Raw genomic sequence first — 17,849 nt, forward strand, 5'->3', positions numbered from 1 at the left:
AAGTCGTCTCGGGGCCGTATCCCGGCCCCGTCTTTATTCTTCATCAAGCCGCTCAGCATACCACAGTCCCAACAAGGCCGGGGTAGCCGTAGCGACTTGTTAATCAAACACTACCGTCTTGTTTTCGTAGGTAATCACGCGGTCTTCAATGTGCGATCGAAGCCCTCGCGCCAAAACGTTCTTTTCAACGTCTTTACCCAGACGGACCATGTCTTCAATCGAATCTCGGTGGCTGATACGAATCACGTCTTGCTCAATGATCGGACCTTCATCCAAATCCTGAGTCACGTAATGGCAAGTCGCGCCGATCAATTTCACGCCGCGGCCGTATGCCTGATGGTATGGTCGCGCTCCGGCGAACGAAGGCAGGAAGCTGTGATGAATGTTAATCACCTTTCCGGCGTACTTTTCACACAAATCCGCTGGCAGTATTTGCATGTAGCGCGCAAGCACCACCACATCAGCTTCATACTTGTCGAGCAGCTCTTCGATGTGCGCGAAAGCCTCGGCCTTGTTCTCTTTGCTCACCGGGACGTGGTGATAAGGAATGTCATGCCATTCCACCATGCGACGCAAATCATCGTGGTTGGAGATAACAGCCGCCATTTCAGCGTTCAGCTCTTTGCTATGCCAGCGATGAAGCAGGTCCGCCAAACAATGGGACTCTTTACTGCACATCAGCACCACACGCTTCGGGCGGGCCGAATCAGCAATGTGCCAGCGCATATTAAACTCACGAGCAATCGGCTCGAACGCGGCGCGGAACTGATCCAGCCCGAACGGAATAGATTCGGCTTTAATCTGATGCCTCATGAAAAACCAGCCAGACTGAGTGTCTGAGTGGTGACTCGCCTCGGTAATCCAGCCATTATAGGTGGACAGAAAATTACTCACCTTGGCAACAATTCCCGTCCTGTCCGGACAGGAAATAACAAGACGATAGGTATGCTCCATTAAGCCATTCCTTAACTAGAATCCGGGGAAAGCGAATGCGTTAGAAAACCACCAGCGATGACGCACGAGGAACTATCAACACGCACCTATAAAAATGACCAGCTATGATAGCGTATATGACCGCCAGAAACGAGGATTCCCCATGCACGACACTTACCACAGCCCCAACATTAAACTTCGCCCAAGGCTCTTGTGGAGCCTGACAGCATCAATTCTGTTCAGCTTGCTGTCATTTTCATCGTTCGCCAGCAATCAAGCGATACTGGAGGGCGAGCGATTTCACCCGGCGCAAGGCAAGCTCGGGATGGTCGCCACCAGCCACACTCTGGCGACCGACGTAGCGCTGAAGGTTCTGGAAAACGGCGGCAATGCCGTCGATGCGGCAGTCACCGCCGGCTTCGCCCTTGCCGTTACCCAACCAAGATCAGGCAACATTGGTGGAGGCGGCTTTTTGCTGTACTCGCCCGGCGACGGCAAGGCGCCGGAAGCGATTGATTACCGGGAAACCGCCCCCGCTGCCGCAACGGAAGCCATGTTTCAAGACGACGACGGCAACGTGGTGAAAGAACGCAGCCGATTCAGCCATCTGGCAGTAGGTGTTCCGGGCACAGTCGCCGGCCTGGCCCTTGCTCTGGAACGACACGGCACAATTTCATTAAGCGAGGCCCTTGCTCCGGCCATTCGCTTGGCGAAAGACGGGTTCATCGTGCCTCACCGGTTCAGCATCGGCCTGGAGCGTGCCGCCAGCCGCTTGAAACGTTGGCCAGCTACCAACGCGACCTTTTATAAGGAAGATGGCTCAGCCCCTCAGCCCGGCGAACGGTTCAAGCAACCGGAACTGGCCGCTACGCTTCAACGCATTGCTGACAACGGAATCAAAGGGTTTTACGAAGGCGAAACCGCGCGCCTGATCGTTGAAGAGATGCAGCGCAACGACGGCCTGATCACCTTGGATGATCTGAAAAATTATCGACCAGCCATCCGCCAGCCCGTGCATGGCACCTACCGCGGCTACAATATTTTCTCTATGTCACCGCCCTCTTCCGGCGGCACCCACATTGTGCAGATTCTGAATATTCTGGAGGGTTACCCAATCGGCGACATGGGTCACAATTCGGCCGCCACCCTTCATTACATGGCCGAAGCCATGAAACTCGCCTATGCAGACCGCTCCCAATACCTTGGCGACACAGACTTTGTTGAAGTCCCCCTCAAAGGGCTGACCAGCAAGGAATATGCGGCGAAGCTGAGAAAAACAATTTCATCCGACAAAGCCAGGCCTTCCAGCGACATCAAGCACGGCAAGCCCGCAGACTGGGAAAGCCCTGAAACCACCCACTTCTCGGTCGTAGATCGCTGGGGTAATGCGGTATCTAACACCTACACCATCAACTTCAGTTACGGCTCAGGCATTACGGTGGCGGGCGCCGGTTTTCTGCTGAACAATGAAATGGACGATTTCAGCGCCAAACCGGGCGTGCCGAACGCTTACGGCCTGATTGGCGGCGAGGCCAATAAAGTGGAACCCGGAAAACGCATGCTCAGTTCCATGTCGCCCACCATCGTTCGCAAAGACAACAAAAATTTTCTGGTCACCGGCAGCCCGGGTGGCTCCCGCATCATCACCACAACCCTGCAAGTGCTGATGAACGTAATTGACCACAAGATGAACATCCAGACCGCAGTGAACGCACCGCGCATTCATCACCAGTGGTTTCCGGATGAAATCCGCATCGAGCAAGGCATCAGCCCAGACACCATCAGCCTGCTTGAAGCGAAGGGCCACACGGTGACCACCAACACCGCCATGGGGGCCATCCAAAGCATTATGGTTGGCGAAGACGGCACGTTCTATGGCGGCGCTGATGCCCGGCGCAGCACGTCTTCAGCTAGGGGCTTTTAAACGAGCACGAAAGCGGCACGCCGCTTTCGTTATTCGCCGGACTCGAGCTTGTCTTGGGTCCGAAGCTCAAAATCGCTTGCGTCATGGCGCTCATGCAGCTGTGACGACAAATCACCCCAAGCCTTGTTGACCATCCGCCCCCGTCTTACCCCGGGGCGCTGTGCGACTTCTTCCGCCCAACGCACTACATTGGTGTAGGTGCGCGCCTCCAGAAACTCAGCCGCTTCGTACACCATGTTTTTCACCAGTGCGCCATACCATGGCCAGATCGCCATATCGGCGATGCTGTATTCGTCGCCGACAATATAACGATTGTCCGCCAACTGACGGTCCAGCACGTCGAGCTGTCGCTTTACTTCCATCGCGTAACGGTTGATGGGGTATTCATACTTTTCCGGCGCGTACGCATAGAAATGCCCGAAACCGCCGCCCAGAAACGGCGCACTGCCCATCTGCCAGAACAGCCAGTTTATGGTTTCCGTCCGCTTAGCCGGATCTTTCGATAAAAAGTGACCAAATTTTTCGGCCAAATACAGCAGAATGGAGCCAGACTCGAAGACCCGAACCGCCGGGTCTGCACTCCGATCCATCAACGCCGGAATTTTGGAGTTGGGGTTCACGCCCACGAAACCGCTGCTGAACTGATCACCCTCCATGATATTGATGATCCAGGCATCGTATTCAGCCTCTTTAATACCCAGCTCAAGCAACTCCTCGAACATGATGGTCGCTTTCACCCCATTCGGGGTTGCCAGAGAATAAAGCTGGAAAGGATGCTCGCCCACGGGCAATTCTTTGTCATGGGTGGGGCCGGCAACCGGGCGGTTAATATTCGAAAATTTGCTTTCGCCTTCCTGCTGCCACTTCCAGACTTTAGGTGGGGTATAGGTAGGATCGCTCATCAATTGTCTCCTTAACCTGTAAACAACGATCTGTAAACAACGATTTTTAGTTAAATTCGCTCTGGAATGACTCTAAACAATGACTCAACGGGCGACCGTGGCCTCAGAAATTCCAGACAAAGCTTTCTGCAGCTTAGGCACAACCCCACATTCAGAAGCGCCGTGACGCTCCGCAATGAAAGCGGGGTCGTTGTAACCAAGCCATCGGCCGCGAACACCAACGGACTGGCCAACATGACGGCAACTGCCGCAAATGAGCGGGATATTTTCATAATACCCTCCTTTGTTTGCGAGCGAAGTGCCGTGGAATGGCACGAGGCTTTTAGTAAAACGACTGCTCGGTTCTGCACTTACGGGGCTTAAAGCGCCGTACAGCTGTCGATAATTTCGCCGGAGCTTCCCCCTGCCCGATGCTTTAGCAAAAGACCCTCCGAGTCAGACCCGGAGCCCTTCACCCACCATTCGATTCCACCGCCGACGTACCGGGCGCCACTAGCGGAAACGGCGATATCCATATCGTAGCTCGAGCCCTTGTAATGTACTTTTGCTGCCTCGGAAGACAAATAGTTAACGTCAACTGTTTCACCGCTCTCACACTCGTAGCTCTGCGCAAAGGCATCGCCTTGCTGAAAGCTTGAGCAGGCAGAAAACAAAAACACCGATGACAACAAAACCGGAACAGAAATCTTCATTCAGAACACCATTTTCAATAATTAGACCGCAGAGGCAGAGCAACGACTATTTACGGTTATAGCTCTCCTCATAGCGTTTAGCAGCCAGCACTCCAGCAGCTCTTCCGTGTTTTCGATAGTAACTTTTCCCACACATGTTTTGCTGATGCCAGTACGCCTTCATCAGCAAAGCATGGTCAGGAAGCCAGAATCGATCCGTAGTTTCCTCTGTTTCTGGCACCGAACCAATATCCACTTCAGATGTAACGATGCCCGGGCCCTCGCTGGTACTTCGCTGCGCCAAGATCTGGCCCCGTCCATCAACGATCTGGGTACACCCAACATAATGGGTTTCATAAGGCACCGACGCTGAAAACCCGGGGGCCAGCATGAACCCACCCGAAAACGCCCCACAGTGGGACGCTTGAACAACCGGGGCGCCAATACGCCTGGCCAATTCGCTCGGGGCTTGCTCCGACAGGTAACGGTTATACTGCCCTAACGCTGCCAACCCACGATTTACCAGCCTGCCCCAATTCGATGGCAGGGTCCACCAGTGGGTGCCACTCATGACCAAACCAACCCGGCCTTTCAAACGCGTGGCCGTTTGATTTCGAATCAACTCCCAACAGACTGCAGCGCCTACACCACCCAAACTTGTTTGAAATACACCGTCATCCTTACCAGGGCCATAAAATGCATTTTCCCACATGGTGGGCAGATCTTTGTCATGGGTATGCATCTGGCCATCGGGCTCGACGAAGTAATAACGGTTATAAACCTCCTCGCCCTCAGCAATCAACATGGAACCTCCAATCCAGCTGCCATACTGTTTCGCCAGGCTTACGAGCAAATCCACAGCCTCATTGTCAGGGGGCAAAACGGCATCGTGCACACGCTGGTCAAAAGCGATGCGCGAAGTAAAGAATTCAGGAAGCGCCACCACGTCGGCCCCTGCCGTTAACGCTTCTTTGGCAAGCCGCTCAACACGTTCCAGATTGACAGACACATCACCCAATTCTGCTTCAAGCTGAACTGCCGCAATGCGCCGTCTTGCGCTCGGCATTACTTTTTCCATGTATTTTCACCAGAGAGTGTGCGAGTTCTAATCCAACCATCCCGAAATCTTCTTTCCCACCACAAACAGCACAGCAAGCACAGCCAAAACACTGAGAGCCGCGGCAGGGTATCCCAGGCTTTCGGGAACGCCCATCCCCCACACTAACGTAAATGCCAAGCCTTGGAATGCCTCAACGGGCCTTTGATACACAGGCAGGTTCGAACTCGCCGTAAACAAGAAAATCAGCCCAATCAAACCAAGAATGGACGAAAAAATACCGAAGAACATGGACCTGCTCATAGACAGAAACCTCCGTTTAGAGCCACCGCTTGGCTTCAGCGATGACCGTTTCCATTCTTTTTTGGAGAGGCCTGTGGCGGAGTGAGCAAAGATAAAGCGTCTCCCTCACCGGCCGGGCCAGTTGATGGACTTTGATTAGCTCGGGCCTAGGGAAAGCCTCAACCGCATGGGCAGGCAATACGGTAAACCCCAATCCTCTGCTCACCGGCTCCAGAATCAAGCCAATCTGGTTTGAGAAACCTTTCTTCGTAAACACGCTACTGTGCTGAAACTCAATATAGTTCGAACCAAGAAGCAAATTCGCGTGATGGCTTCCATCCGGGTGATCAATGAAGCCAAGGGCCATCAGCGTTTTCCAATCAGGGTCTTCAGTGGTCGCAGGCGTGACCAACAGCAGAGACTCTTCCGCAATGGGCGTACAACCTACCTCCGCCAAAGTCGATTTCGCTGTCATGAATCCGATATCAACGGTAGATTCGGCGATTGCCTGTTCCACATCGGCATTGGGCGCGAACCGATAATCGATGACGAGCTTAGGATGCTTCTGCTGCAAGGCAAGCACCTGAGGGTATAACTTAAGTCCCACACTTCCCGGCGACATGATCCGGACAGTGCCCTCATACGGTGGGTCTTCCACAACAGTCTGTTCCAGGTTGGACAAAGCGAGAAGAACACCCTGAGCGTCCGCGTACAGACGTTCACCCGCTCCCGACAATGAAAACTGCTTTCCTTGCCGCAATAGCAATTCTGTGCCGAGCTGTTCCTCCAATTTGCGCACATGCTGACTTACCCCTGACTGCGTCATGTGGAGACGCTCCGCAGTACGCGTGAAATGCCCCTCTTCAACGAGTATGCAAAAACTGCGCAACCAGTTAACATTAATCATCACAAACCCTAATCAAAATTATGACAAATGATAATTATACGTTATCAACCAACCTCTGTAACCTGCTCTTAATTCACAAACGGAGGACAAGCAATGAGCTACGTTTATCCAAGAAATTTTTCACACATTGGCATATCCGTACCGGACCTGGAGCAAGCCGTTAAGTTCTATACGGATGTTCTGGGCTGGTATTTGATTATGAAACCCACCGAGATCGAAGAAGACGACAGCGCCATTGGCGAAATGTGCACGGAAGTGTTTGGAAAAGGCTGGGGAAGTTTCCGGATCGCCCATTTGTCTACCGGCGACCGAATTGGTGTAGAGCTGTTTCAGTTCAGAAACCAAACCAATCCTGAAGACAATTTCGAGTACTGGAAGACCGGCATTTTCCACTTCTGTGTGCAAGACCCGAACGTTGAGGAACTGGCGGAGCGCATTGTAGCCGCGGGGGGCAAACGCCGCATGGAGAAACCACGCTACTACTATCCGGGCGAAAAGCCCTACCGCATGATTTACATGGAAGATCCGTTCGGTAACATTCTGGAGATCTATAGCCACAGTTATGAGCTGATCTACAGTGAGGGCGCGTACTGATTCGCCGCCCCGCGGGGAATCTAAAACGGTCAGTGGCGCAGGTGCATTGAGACACCTGCCAACCACCGTTATGTGCTACTTGACCGTGATGGTGATCTTGTCGGAGACCACGGGCGTGCTATGAGGCACGTGGGCATGGTTACCCAATAACAACTGCAAGGTGTGAGTACCGGGGGCAAGCTCGATTTCGGTTTCCGTCTGGCCGCCGCCAAAGTGTTTGATCTTATCCGTAGCCGGCAACGGCTTACTTAAATCAGCCGGCACATCAGTATCAATTAAAAGGTGGTGATGCCCGGTGTTTTTCTTATCAATACCGGCTGGCGCCACGCCCATATTGCGAAGGCCGAAAACCACTTTAACGGTTTGCCCAACTGTCGCCCCATCGCTGGGCTGAACGAAGTAAACTTCCGCTTTGTCTGGCGCTTCCGACATCATGCTTCCAGCGAAAGTCATCATCGGTGCAACCAGCAATGCCGACAACAAGGTCATAGTGCTTTTTTTCATGCCGCTCTCCCTTATCTCCGTTTATTACCCTCTGTGTTGATAAAGACCACAAAGCCTGACCAACAACATAACAAGGCTAGACCAAGATGAGCACCGCTGCCTAACCGAAGGAGCGTTACTCTGGAACGGCAAATACAGCGTCAGTTTTAGCCGCCATAATAAAATCATTTCGATGCAGGCCGCCGATGGCGTGAGTCCACCAGCTGACCGTCACCTTGCCGTATTCCAAAAGAACAGCGGGGTGGTGATTTTGCGCCTCGGCCACGTCCCCCACTCGATTCGTGAAAACCAGAGCTTGGGCAAAGTTCTTAAACTTGAACACTTTCCTCAGCGTTTCTTCCCCCTCGGTATCTACAATGCTCCAATCCGGAATCTGCTCGTGCAGAAGACCCCTTTCTGCATCGGTCACCTTGGGCGCGCCTTTATGGCACGCCTCGCACTGTTGCTTTGCCAGTTCACTCACAGCCCTTCCTCCCACATCATCGTGCGTTTACCGGTTCGCGATCGCGTAACCAATTCCCGAGCACACGGCAGCAACCTGCGCCGCATTGCACTGGTCAGGTGTCGCCCTTGAACTGTCGGGATAAACCTCCGTTGTGGTCCGGTATGGGGCGTTCGTGATGCCCGCACATAGCCCGAGCTGTTTGAGCGGGTATTGGATTACACCACGCGACGTGACCGGCGAGCCGAAGATCTCGCCTTTCTCATCGGCAGGTGCGATATGAGTTACCTGCTCCACCGCTTCTATGATTGCCTGCTGAAATTCCGGCTGCGGATTTTCACTGTCATCGACCAGATAGAAACCGTCTGGTATATCGCCCGGTTCAAATGGCTTGCCGTCTCGGGCTGCCAGTGCGGGACGAAATTCGGTTTCGTCGGTATCGGTGGTTTCATGCAGGTCCATGTGCAACAGCGCACGATCACGAATCGGCGCGACCAAACGCATCAGGGCTGCCGATTCCCCCGCGGGGCTGTCTTCATGGAAAGAACGGTTGGGATCGACTGCGTCTGCGTTCCAACGATGGACACGCTCGTATGCCCAAGGGCTGACACACGGTGCAACCAAAAGATTCACACGACCCGCGTAATCTGCGGCATACTGCTCAACAAACTGCAGTGCACCGTGCACCCCACTGGTTTCATAGCCATGCACCCCGCCGGTGATCAGCACAATCGGCAGATCGTCATTCCAATCGCGACTGCGAATCGCCATCAGCGGATAGCGCTCAGAGCCATACTCCAAACGTCCGTATTCCTCTACGTCAAAATCCGCTTTCAGCCGCTCGATGACGCTCAACACTTCCGATTCATAGCTGCGCTGCCGAGACTGTTGTGACAACCATTCAGCACGTTCCTCATCGCCCCACGGTGTTCCGGGCGTACCTATGGGGTAAGAGTCAGGGGCTGTATTCATGGCTAATTTCTCCTGCGGTGACTAAATAGTTGCGGGTATTCTAACACTTGCAGACAAGGCGCAGCAGGCGACCTCCTGAGCCATCCTCCAAAACCCACAGCGCACCTTCAGGACCCACTTCAACCTCTCGAATACGCTCCCCCATGTCGAAACGCTCAACTTCTTCGGCTTCCTGACCGTCAATTCGGATTCGTAACAGAGATTCAGAGCGCAGACCTCCGATAAAAGCCTGACCTTGCCAGTCGGGAAACATCGAACCGTCGTAGAGCACCAAGCCAGAAGGAGCTACTGTAGGCACCCAATAGACCTCCGGCGCTTTGAACTCGGGGCGCGTGTCGTGATCAGGAATGGGAAAGCCGGAGTAATGATCCCCCCAGGAAACCAGAGGCCAGCCGTAATTCTCGCCGGCCACTGTCAGATTCAGTTCATCGCCGTGTCTGGGGCCCATTTCGTGGGTCCACAGCTGCCCCTGATTGTCGAACGCTATACCGAGCACATTGCGATGCCCGAGCGACCAAAAAGATTTTGCGAGCTCTCCCTTCTCCTGAAACGGATTGTCCTCTGGAATGGAGCCGTCCGGATGAATCCGGATTACCTTGCCCAGATTCTGATCCCAATGCTGTGCCGGCTCGAGTTTTTGCCGGTCACCTGAGGTGATAAACAAATGCCCGTCAGGACCAAATGCAAGTCGATGGGAGTAATGCCCGCCGCCGGAAACCTTCGGAGTCTGGCGCCAGATGACTTCGAGGTTTTCAAGTGCGGGCGGGTCCGCCTCAAGACTAAGCGTGGCCCGGGCAACCGCAGCGCCTTTGATCCTCCAAGGCCCTTCCTCTGCATACGATAGATAGACCCAGCGATTCTCCTGAAAGTTCGGATGAAGAACAACGTCCCCCAAGCCACCCTGCCCGCCATAAGCCACCTCGGGCACCCCCCGAACGGCTTGCTTACTGCGATCTTGCAGTCGGACCAGATTCAAAACACCAGATTTTTCAGTAATGAGAAGCCGCCCATCCGGAAGAAAGGTCATGGCCCAAGGTTCATCAAATTTGCCATAACTCTCAGCAATAAAACTCGAACCCGTATTCCCTTGAATGACACGCTCATCAGAATCCCCAAGGGCACTGGAGCAAAACAAAGCCAAAATCAGGAAAAGCCACGGTATTGATCGCGATGATTTCATCATTCGCCTCACATCAAAGGTGAGCAGGTGAAAAAAACAAGTATGGAACAACATTAGCAAAGCAGCTACGACGACACACCAACTCTGCGCGAATATGCCCAACAGGTTCATTAAGCTTATAATTGTTCGCTCAGCCAAATCCCTTCTACACTCTATTTTCAAGCCCCGGGCCCATTACTGTGAGCAGCCATCATCGACGTAAAAACCAAGCCAAGCCTGTTCGCAAGAACCTGCACCCGAAGAACCGCCACAATCACGGCTATGACTTCCCTGCATTGGTAGAGCGTCATCCTGCGCTCACACATTATGTAAAGACAAATGCGCACGGTAATCTGTCCATCGACTTCGCAGATCCTCTAGCGGTAAAAACCCTCAACGCCGCGCTGCTAAGCCACTATTACAATATCGTCGGCTGGGATATTCCGGAAGGCGCTCTTTGTCCTCCCATCCCCGGCCGGGCCGACTACATCCACTACGTAGCCGACTTGCCCGGGCTTGAAAAAGCCAATATCAAACTACTGGACATTGGCACGGGCGCGAACGGAATTTACCCGCTATTAGCCTGCCAGATATACGGCTGGCAATGTGTCGGCAGCGACATCAACACTCAGTCGCTGGCAAACGTAACCGAAATCATCGCCCGCAACCCATCACTCAAAGAACAGATCTCACTGCGTACACAACCCGATAAAAACCATATTTTTGAAGGCATCATTCAGGCCGGAGAATTCTTTGACGTCAGCGTATGCAACCCACCCTTTCATGCCTCGCTCGATGAAGCCCTGAAAGGGAGTCAGCTCAAACTGAATAACCTGGCTCGCAGCCGCGGTGAACAAAAAGCCCGAAGCCAATCCCCTACTCTGAATTTCGGCGGCATGGGAGCAGAGCTTTGGTGTAAAGGCGGGGAGCAGCTGTTTCTTAAAAAGCTCATAAAAGAGAGCGTAGCGTATTCCAAACAATGCCGGTGGTTTACCAGTCTGGTATCAAAGGCTGACAACGTTAAGCCGGCAACGAAATTGATTCGCAAGCTCGGGGCGGTAGATGTTCGGGAAATAGAAATGACACAGGGGAACAAAGTAACGAGAGTGCTGGCCTGGACCTTCATGTAACGCCACCCATGCGGCGAAGGCCACTCCTCCCACCGCATGCACGAGCTTATCCAGATTCTGGCTCACCCGAGCGGCTGGGTTATTGAGAAAATTTCGAGAATTTGACGCGTAAGTGACCGCCAGCCCTGCGGTGTAGTCCCTGTCAGTTTGGGTCGGCGCAAAAAGATCGTTATCGGTAGACACCGCCAACACCGAGTCAGCAGACTGTGCAGAAGCTGAGAACAAAAAAGCGGCCGAAGCCAAGATAGATGTGATGTGTTGAAAGCGCAAAGCCAACTCCGAGAAGTAGTGAACCCGAACCAAGTTGGCGTGTATTTTTATAAAGCTTTCAGCACAGAACTAATCAAAGCGACGTATTGAAAACATCACCTATAATTATATGTAAGCATATTTACGGACAAAAAAACCTCCCCCAAGAAAACGATCTGAAAAAACCACAACAAAACATCACTGTGCGTGATGTAACCCATGCCAACTGACAATTATTCGGGCGCACTCCAGAGGCGCATACTTCGCTGCATCTGATCCGGATTCACCGGGCGATTCAGAGAAAGATTCAAACCAACTTATTCTGGAGATACCGACATGCGTAAATTTGCTCTCGTTGCTTTCGCGTCCCTCTTTACCGTTGCCGCCCTGCCCGCAAATGCCAGCTTGGCGGATCGAAAATCAGATCAAACCAACCTGGAGCAGCCCCAGCCATCGCCTTACAGCGGACAAACTGTCATTCGGGGAGAGATCAGAGAGGGTTTCGCTGAACACAAAAATGCGACACCGGCACCTTACAGCGGCCAGATCGTCATTCGCGGTGAGGTACAAACAGAAGGGCTTGGTTGATTGTTTTGAAGGATTTGAACAAAGCCTTTACTCATCACACGGCTTTTGGGGTAGTTCATTACTCATGCAAATGTGTGAAACATGTACTGCCCCACGAGCCGGCCACAGAGCTTAAATAATCCGGCCCCCTTCCCCCCGCTGCAGCCCACATCTTCATAAGCCCCCCAACCACTTTGAACCTGAAACGTTTTAGAACAAAACATTCACTCTGTTCTGTTGAAATCCGCACCTCTTAAGAATACTGTATATATAAACAGTATTCGGAGAATTTCCCCATGAACGAACTACTGAGCAACCTGCTTCAGGATGCCCGAGTATGGCAGGGTCATCAGCACAAAAAGACCACCCAACCTGCGGAACCCACCGGGTATCAGTCGCTGGACAACCAACTGGGCGGACTGGGATGGCCAAAGGGTGCCTTGAGCGAATGCCTGCTGGACACCTGCGGTATTGGCGAGCTACACCTTGTGCTACCGCTTATGCAAAGGGTATCCAATGAGGGCAAGACCATCTTCTGGATAAACCCGCCCCATACCCCCTACGCGCCGGCTTTGGCCCGGGAGGGCGTAAATCTCGATCATGTGGTCATGGTGACAACAAAAGACCAAAACGATTTTTTGTGGACTCTTGAAAACTGCCTTCGCTCACCGGTTACCGGGCTGGTGCTTGCATGGCCGGGCACGCTGGCCAGACGTGATGTTCGCCGCTTGCAGTTGGCCTCGGAAGCCGGCGGCAATGTGTGTGTACTTTTCCGCAGCCGCCGCCATGTCGGGCAAAACTCACCGGCCGCTTTACGACTGGAGCTCGTTCCGGGCGAACACCAAGAGCTCAAGATCAACATCATCAAACGGCGAGGCAGCTGGCCGGGGCAGCGCTGCTCTCTCGCAATGGCGCACCGGGCCAACCTTTCCGGTCAGGATTCCACTCACATAATTCAGGGTCCGTGGGCCGGGGCTCAACGGTAATTTTATGCTCTGGCTATACCTGCATTTTCCACATTTATTACTGGACCATGTCCAACGGAATCAGGATTCCGGAGGCGCTCTTGTGATCGTGGATGGTACAGGCCAAGCCATCATGCAAGCCTGCCCAGCCGCTCGTGAGTTGGGTATAGAAGCGGGTATGCGCCTGAAAACCGCGCTTGGTTTAGCGCCCAACCTACACATCATGCAAGCAGATCCGAAACAGGAAGCCTGGCTTCTGGAAGATCAGGCACGCTGGCTGTACCACTACGCCGCGCACATTACCTTGGCATCGCCTGATGGTCTTTGGGCAGAAGTCAGTAGCCTGCAAAAGCTTTATGGCGGCCTACCGGCCATCTGGCAAACCGTGGAACAAGCCTTGACCGAGCGCCAGCTCACCGCGTGGATCGCCATTGGCCACACGCCATTGGCAGCCCGGTTATTAGCGCTCACCGGCAAAGGCGAATGCACAGCAAACAAAAACCACATTCTCGCAGCGCTTGGTAACTTACCACTGCAGGCCGCCGGTTTTGACAAGAAGCCCTGCACCCGCCTGCAACGCCTTGGGCTTAATACCCTTGGCGATGTATTCGCTCTGCCCGCTCCGGAATTGGCTCGGCGGTTATCGCCAGAACTGCTGAGCACCGTCCAGAAGATTCAGGGCACCCGGTCAGACCCCAAAACACCTTGGCAACCACCCCATATTTTCAGGCAGCGGGCGGATTTCATTCAGGAAGTGGAGCACACCCAAGGGCTTCTATTCTCGTTGCAGCGAATTCTGTCTGAGTTGGAAGAAGACCTCTGCTGGCGCCAGCAAGATACCGACACCCTGCTGCTTGCACTGCAGCACCGGCACCAAGAACCAACTCGTTTTCAAATCCGAACCACCGGGCCGGAACATCGGGCGGACGGATTTTTAAAGCTGATCCGCCTGAAGCTTGATCAGCAGCCTTTAAGCTCGCCAGTCATTGCACTCTCTCTTACCGTCAAACGATTTACCGGCCGCGAGGCTCCGACGGGGCAGGATTTGCTCGGCGAAACTCAGGATCTGAACGAAGCATGGCACACGCTGATCAGCCGCCTTCAGGCCCGGCTGGGAGATCAGGCACTAAAGCAACTGTCGCCTTCCAACGACCACCGGCCAGAATGTGCCTGGTCGGCCAAGGAGGTTCGCAAACCCTCTAAAAGGAAAGCAGCAGAGCCTAACCTCTTGCCACACCGGCCGTTATGGCTACTGAAAGGCCCCAAATCGTTGGATCAAATGCCCACACACTGGCACTCTGGCCCCGAGCGCATCAGCAGTGGTTGGTGGGACGGCCAGCGCGTTCATCGGGATTATTACATCGCACAGTTGCCGGGCGGCGAGGTGGCCTGGGTATTCCGGGACCATCAGGACGGATGGTTTATTCATGGGTGGTTTGGCTGATGGATACCGGCTATGCGGAATTGTTCTGCTTCAGTAACTTCACTTTTCTAACCGGGGCCTCGCACCCTCATGAGCTGGCCGAACGAGCTTTGGAACTAGGCTATAGCGCCATCGCCATCACCGATGCTTGTTCTGTAGCCGGCATTCCCAGAGCCTGGGCCGCGCTGAAAGACAGCCCGGTGAAGCTCATAACCGGCAGTTGGTTCGAGCTGGACAATGCTCCTACCGACTCAGCCGTTCCACGCTTTATCTTGTTAGCCAAAGATCGTCAGGGTTATGGCCAGCTCTGCAAACTCATAACCACGGGCCGGCGCCGTGCCGAAAAAGGCCAATACCAACTCTTCACGCGAGATATTGAAACTCACGAGCTGGATCACTGCTTTTGTTTGTGGCTCCCACCCTCGCAGGAAAGCGCTACCTTTTCTGAAACCCTCGCTTGCGGTGAATGGCTACTTCGACTTTTCGAGCCGCGGTTACGCATTGCCGCCAACCGCACTCTGGAAGTTGGCGAAGAACAACAATTGGCTCAGATTCGGGATTTGGCCGATCACCTACGCATCCCGGTAGTCGCCACCGGCGAAGTCCACATGCACAGCCGGGAACGCCAACCCCTGCAAGACGTACTCACAGCCCTTCGGCATCACACAACCCTGGAGAATGCCGGGCGCTGCCTGTTCCAAAACGGCGAACGCTACCTCCGCCCTCTCCCAGTGCTGCAAAAACTGTTTCCCGAAAACTGGTTGCGCGAGACGATTCAGATTGCCAACGCCTGCGAGTTTGAACCGGGCAGCCTGCGCTACGAATACCCACCCGATTTAGTACCAACCGATGAAACCCCTGCGGGCCTGCTAAAACGCCTGACCCACGAAGGCGAACGTCGCCGATACCCTAACGGCACACCACTGAAGGTTCAGGCGTTGATTCGCAAAGAGTTGGGGCTGATCTCGGAGATGCAGTACGAGCACTACTTTCTGACCATCCACGACATAGTCGCGTTTGCCCGAAGCCAAGGCATTTTGTGTCAGGGGCGCGGCTCTGCTGCGAACTCAGCCGTCTGTTACTGCCTAGGCATCACCGAGGTCAACCCAGCCAAGGTTGAGCTGTTGTTTGAGCGGTTCATCTCGAAAGACCGGGACGAACCGCCCGATATCGATGTGGATTTCGAGCACCAACGGCGTGAAGAAGTGATTCAATATATATACCAACGCTACGGTCGCGAACGTGCGGCTTTGGCAGCAACGGTGATTCGGTACCGGCCCCGCAGCGCCATCCGCGATGTAGGTAAAGCGCTCGGGTTCGATGCTGCTTTGGTTGAAAAGCTGTTGGACGGCATCGACTGGCGAGACCAATCCACCAACTGGCGCCAGCAGATTCTGGACAAAGGCCTGACCCGGAACCCCCAAGTGGCCAACCAATTCTTTACGTTGGTGAACACCTTGCTGGGTTTTCCCCGTCATTTGTCACAGCACGTTGGCGGTTTCGTTATCAGTGCCGGGCCACTATCGGAACTGGTGCCGGTCGAAAACGCGGCCATGCAAGACCGCACCGTCATCCAATGGGATAAAGACGATCTGGAAAGCCTGGGCTTGATGAAGGTGGATGTCCTCGCCCTTGGTATGCTAACCGCTATCCGCAAAGCTCTGGAGCTGATCAGCACCGTAAAAGGCACGCCCTTTACCATTCAGGATATCCCCCAAGAAGACCCCGACACCTACGCCATGCTGCAAAAGGGAGATAGTATTGGCGTGTTTCAGGTGGAATCCCGCGCCCAGATCAATATGCTGCCTCGGCTAAAACCCGAGACTTACTACGATCTGGTCATCGAAGTGGCCATCGTGCGCCCGGGCCCCATTCAAGGCGACATGGTTCACCCTTACCTTCGCCGCAAGCATGGCTTGGAACCGGTCGAGTTTCCCAGCGATGCCATACGTCAGGTGCTGGAGCGCACACTGGGGGTGCCCATATTTCAGGAGCAGGTGATCAAACTGGCCATGGTGGCTGCTGGCTTCAGTGCCGGTGAAGCCGACAAACTCCGCCTCGCCATGGCCGCCTGGAAATCCCATGGCGATCTCACCCCTTTTCGGGACAAGCTGATCAACGGCATGCTGGAACGTGGTCACGACCCGGAATTCGCCGACCGCCTGTATCAACAAATATGCGGGTTTGGCGGTTACGGATTCCCGGAATCCCACGCCGCCAGCTTTGCTTTGTTGGTGTACGTCTCCGCCTGGATCAAACGCCACCATCCGGCGGCGTTTTACTGTGCCTTGCTCAACAGCCAACCTATGGGGTTTTACTCGCCAAGCCAATTGGTACAAGACGCTCGCCGTCATGACGTAACCGTTTTGCCCCCGGACGTAAACTTCAGCCACTGGGAACACTCGCTGGAGGGGCCAAATCAGCACCTGCGCCTAGGGCTGAGAATTGTTCAAGGCCTGTCCCGCCAAGGCGGCCAGTGCGTTCATGAAAACCGTCCGACGCAAGGTTATCGCTCCGCCAGCGAACTGCGCACCAGTGCCGGGCTCAACCAACGTGATATGGAGTTACTGGCCGGAGCCAACGCCATGGCCGGCTTTACCTCAGACCGCCATCAGGCCTATTGGCAGTTATTGGATTACGAAGAACCTTCCGCACTGTTTGCTCAAGAGGCCGAAGCGGATTACCAGCCACAACCATGCGGCCAGCTGCCGCAGCCTAGCGAAGGTCAAAACGTTCTGGCGGATTACCGTAGCCAAGGCCTCACACTTCAAAGACACCCTTTGGCTTTGCTTCGGGAACAAGGTCACCTCCAACACTGCCTGACCGCCGAACAACTAAAGACCACCCGCCCCGGCATCCCCGTGCAAGTAGCTGGTCTGGTTACCGGCCGCCAGCGACCGGGTTCAGCCGCTGGTGTCACCTTTGTCACTCTCGAAGACGAAACCGGCAACGTTAACGTTGTGGTCTGGCTGGCAACGGCCCGCCAACAACGCAAACCGCTACTCACCGCTCGGCTACTGCACGTAAAAGGGGTTATCGAAAAGGAAGGAGAGATCGTGCATGTGATGGCCGGCAAACTCTCGGACTTGAGCCACCTGATCAACTCGTTACCGGTCAATTCAAGAGATTTTCACTGAACACAAAAAAACCCCGCCGAAGCGGGGTTTT

Annotated in this window: 17 protein-coding genes and 1 pseudogene; 7 read left to right on the top strand and 11 right to left on the bottom strand. The window is 54.1% G+C overall.

Features of this window, described 5'->3' with window-relative positions; genetic code table 11:
- Window positions 1-99: 99 nt before the first annotated feature.
- Window positions 100-954: a formyltetrahydrofolate deformylase gene (gene purU / locus MWU64_RS08665; RefSeq protein WP_247063526.1), complete on the bottom strand. Its 855-nt coding sequence runs from the start codon at window positions 952-954 to the stop codon at window positions 100-102.
- A 142-nt stretch (window positions 955-1,096) separates the two neighbouring features.
- Here purU and ggt point away from each other — a divergent pair, with 142 nt between their 5' ends.
- A complete protein-coding gene (gene ggt / locus MWU64_RS08670) occupies window positions 1,097-2,857 on the top strand; it encodes a gamma-glutamyltransferase (RefSeq protein ID WP_247063527.1) in 1,761 nt (586 codons plus the stop codon).
- A 29-nt stretch (window positions 2,858-2,886) separates the two neighbouring features.
- Here the strand turns inward: ggt and yghU are convergent, their stop codons facing one another.
- The 5 genes from yghU to MWU64_RS08695 all read right to left on the bottom strand — a co-directional run bounded on the left by yghU (window position 2,887) and on the right by MWU64_RS08695 (window position 6,676).
- On the bottom strand, window positions 2,887-3,759 hold the full coding sequence (gene yghU / locus MWU64_RS08675) for a glutathione-dependent disulfide-bond oxidoreductase (protein ID WP_247063528.1): 873 nt from the start codon (window positions 3,757-3,759) through the stop codon (window positions 2,887-2,889).
- A 359-nt stretch (window positions 3,760-4,118) separates the two neighbouring features.
- On the bottom strand, window positions 4,119-4,451 hold the full coding sequence (locus tag MWU64_RS08680) for an MliC family protein (protein ID WP_247063529.1): 333 nt from the start codon (window positions 4,449-4,451) through the stop codon (window positions 4,119-4,121).
- Between the two features lie 46 nt (window positions 4,452-4,497).
- A complete protein-coding gene (locus MWU64_RS08685) occupies window positions 4,498-5,508 on the bottom strand; it encodes a carbon-nitrogen hydrolase family protein (protein WP_247063530.1) in 1,011 nt (336 codons plus the stop codon).
- A 27-nt stretch (window positions 5,509-5,535) separates the two neighbouring features.
- Complete coding sequence (locus MWU64_RS08690; RefSeq protein ID WP_247063537.1) at window positions 5,536-5,790, bottom strand: hypothetical protein; 255 nt, start codon at window positions 5,788-5,790, stop codon at window positions 5,536-5,538.
- 16 nt (window positions 5,791-5,806) lie between these two features.
- Complete coding sequence (locus MWU64_RS08695; protein ID WP_247063538.1) at window positions 5,807-6,676, bottom strand: LysR family transcriptional regulator; 870 nt, start codon at window positions 6,674-6,676, stop codon at window positions 5,807-5,809.
- A 93-nt stretch (window positions 6,677-6,769) separates the two neighbouring features.
- Here MWU64_RS08695 and MWU64_RS08700 point away from each other — a divergent pair, with 93 nt between their 5' ends.
- Window positions 6,770-7,270 (top strand): lactoylglutathione lyase family protein, encoded by a 501-nt coding sequence (locus MWU64_RS08700; RefSeq protein ID WP_247063539.1) that lies wholly within the window; start codon window positions 6,770-6,772, stop codon window positions 7,268-7,270.
- Window positions 7,271-7,345: 75 nt separating this feature from the next.
- Here the strand turns inward: MWU64_RS08700 and MWU64_RS08705 are convergent, their stop codons facing one another.
- The 4 genes from MWU64_RS08705 to MWU64_RS08720 form a co-directional block, all read right to left on the bottom strand.
- On the bottom strand, window positions 7,346-7,774 hold the full coding sequence (locus MWU64_RS08705) for a DUF4399 domain-containing protein (protein WP_247063540.1): 429 nt from the start codon (window positions 7,772-7,774) through the stop codon (window positions 7,346-7,348).
- A gap of 115 nt (window positions 7,775-7,889) precedes the next feature.
- Entirely contained in the window at window positions 7,890-8,237 is a 348-nt protein-coding gene (locus MWU64_RS08710; RefSeq protein WP_247063541.1) for a 4a-hydroxytetrahydrobiopterin dehydratase, read from the bottom strand.
- 27 nt (window positions 8,238-8,264) lie between these two features.
- Window positions 8,265-9,188, bottom strand: a complete 924-nt coding sequence (locus MWU64_RS08715) for a M14 family metallocarboxypeptidase (RefSeq protein WP_247063542.1) — start codon at window positions 9,186-9,188, stop codon at window positions 8,265-8,267.
- A 40-nt stretch (window positions 9,189-9,228) separates the two neighbouring features.
- Window positions 9,229-10,371 carry a PQQ-dependent sugar dehydrogenase gene (locus tag MWU64_RS08720; protein ID WP_247063544.1) on the bottom strand — a complete coding sequence of 381 codons (1,143 nt, stop codon included), beginning with the start codon at window positions 10,369-10,371 and terminating at the stop codon, window positions 9,229-9,231.
- A 176-nt stretch (window positions 10,372-10,547) separates the two neighbouring features.
- Here MWU64_RS08720 and rlmF point away from each other — a divergent pair, with 176 nt between their 5' ends.
- Window positions 10,548-11,477, top strand: coding sequence for a 23S rRNA (adenine(1618)-N(6))-methyltransferase RlmF (rlmF, locus tag MWU64_RS08725; RefSeq protein ID WP_247063546.1), 930 nt, complete (start codon window positions 10,548-10,550; stop codon window positions 11,475-11,477).
- Window positions 11,478-11,540: 63 nt separating this feature from the next.
- On the opposite strand, the pseudogene MWU64_RS15475 reads toward rlmF, so the two are convergent.
- A pseudogene (locus tag MWU64_RS15475) lies at window positions 11,541-11,780 on the bottom strand (lipid A-modifier LpxR family protein); the annotation flags it as partial.
- Window positions 11,781-12,062: 282 nt separating this feature from the next.
- Between MWU64_RS15475 and MWU64_RS08730 the strand changes: the two are divergent.
- The 4 genes from MWU64_RS08730 (at window position 12,063) to MWU64_RS08745 (ending at window position 17,818) form a co-directional block, all read left to right on the top strand.
- Window positions 12,063-12,314 (top strand): hypothetical protein, encoded by a 252-nt coding sequence (locus MWU64_RS08730; protein ID WP_247063548.1) that lies wholly within the window; start codon window positions 12,063-12,065, stop codon window positions 12,312-12,314.
- A 275-nt stretch (window positions 12,315-12,589) separates the two neighbouring features.
- The gene (imuA, locus tag MWU64_RS08735) at window positions 12,590-13,279 is read left to right on the top strand and encodes a translesion DNA synthesis-associated protein ImuA (RefSeq protein ID WP_247063550.1); all 690 of its coding nucleotides are present in this window, start codon (window positions 12,590-12,592) and stop codon (window positions 13,277-13,279) included.
- A gap of 4 nt (window positions 13,280-13,283) precedes the next feature.
- Window positions 13,284-14,702 carry a DNA polymerase Y family protein gene (locus MWU64_RS08740; RefSeq protein ID WP_247063552.1) on the top strand — a complete coding sequence of 473 codons (1,419 nt, stop codon included), beginning with the start codon at window positions 13,284-13,286 and terminating at the stop codon, window positions 14,700-14,702.
- On the top strand, window positions 14,675-17,818 hold the full coding sequence (locus tag MWU64_RS08745) for an error-prone DNA polymerase (RefSeq protein ID WP_247063554.1): 3,144 nt from the start codon (window positions 14,675-14,677) through the stop codon (window positions 17,816-17,818). Before MWU64_RS08740 ends, MWU64_RS08745 begins: the two co-directional genes overlap by 28 nt.
- The last annotated feature ends 31 nt before the right edge of the window (window positions 17,819-17,849 follow it).

The sequence above is a fragment of the Marinobacter sp. S0848L genome, assembly GCF_023016065.1.
GTDB lineage: Bacteria > Pseudomonadota > Gammaproteobacteria > Pseudomonadales > Oleiphilaceae > Marinobacter.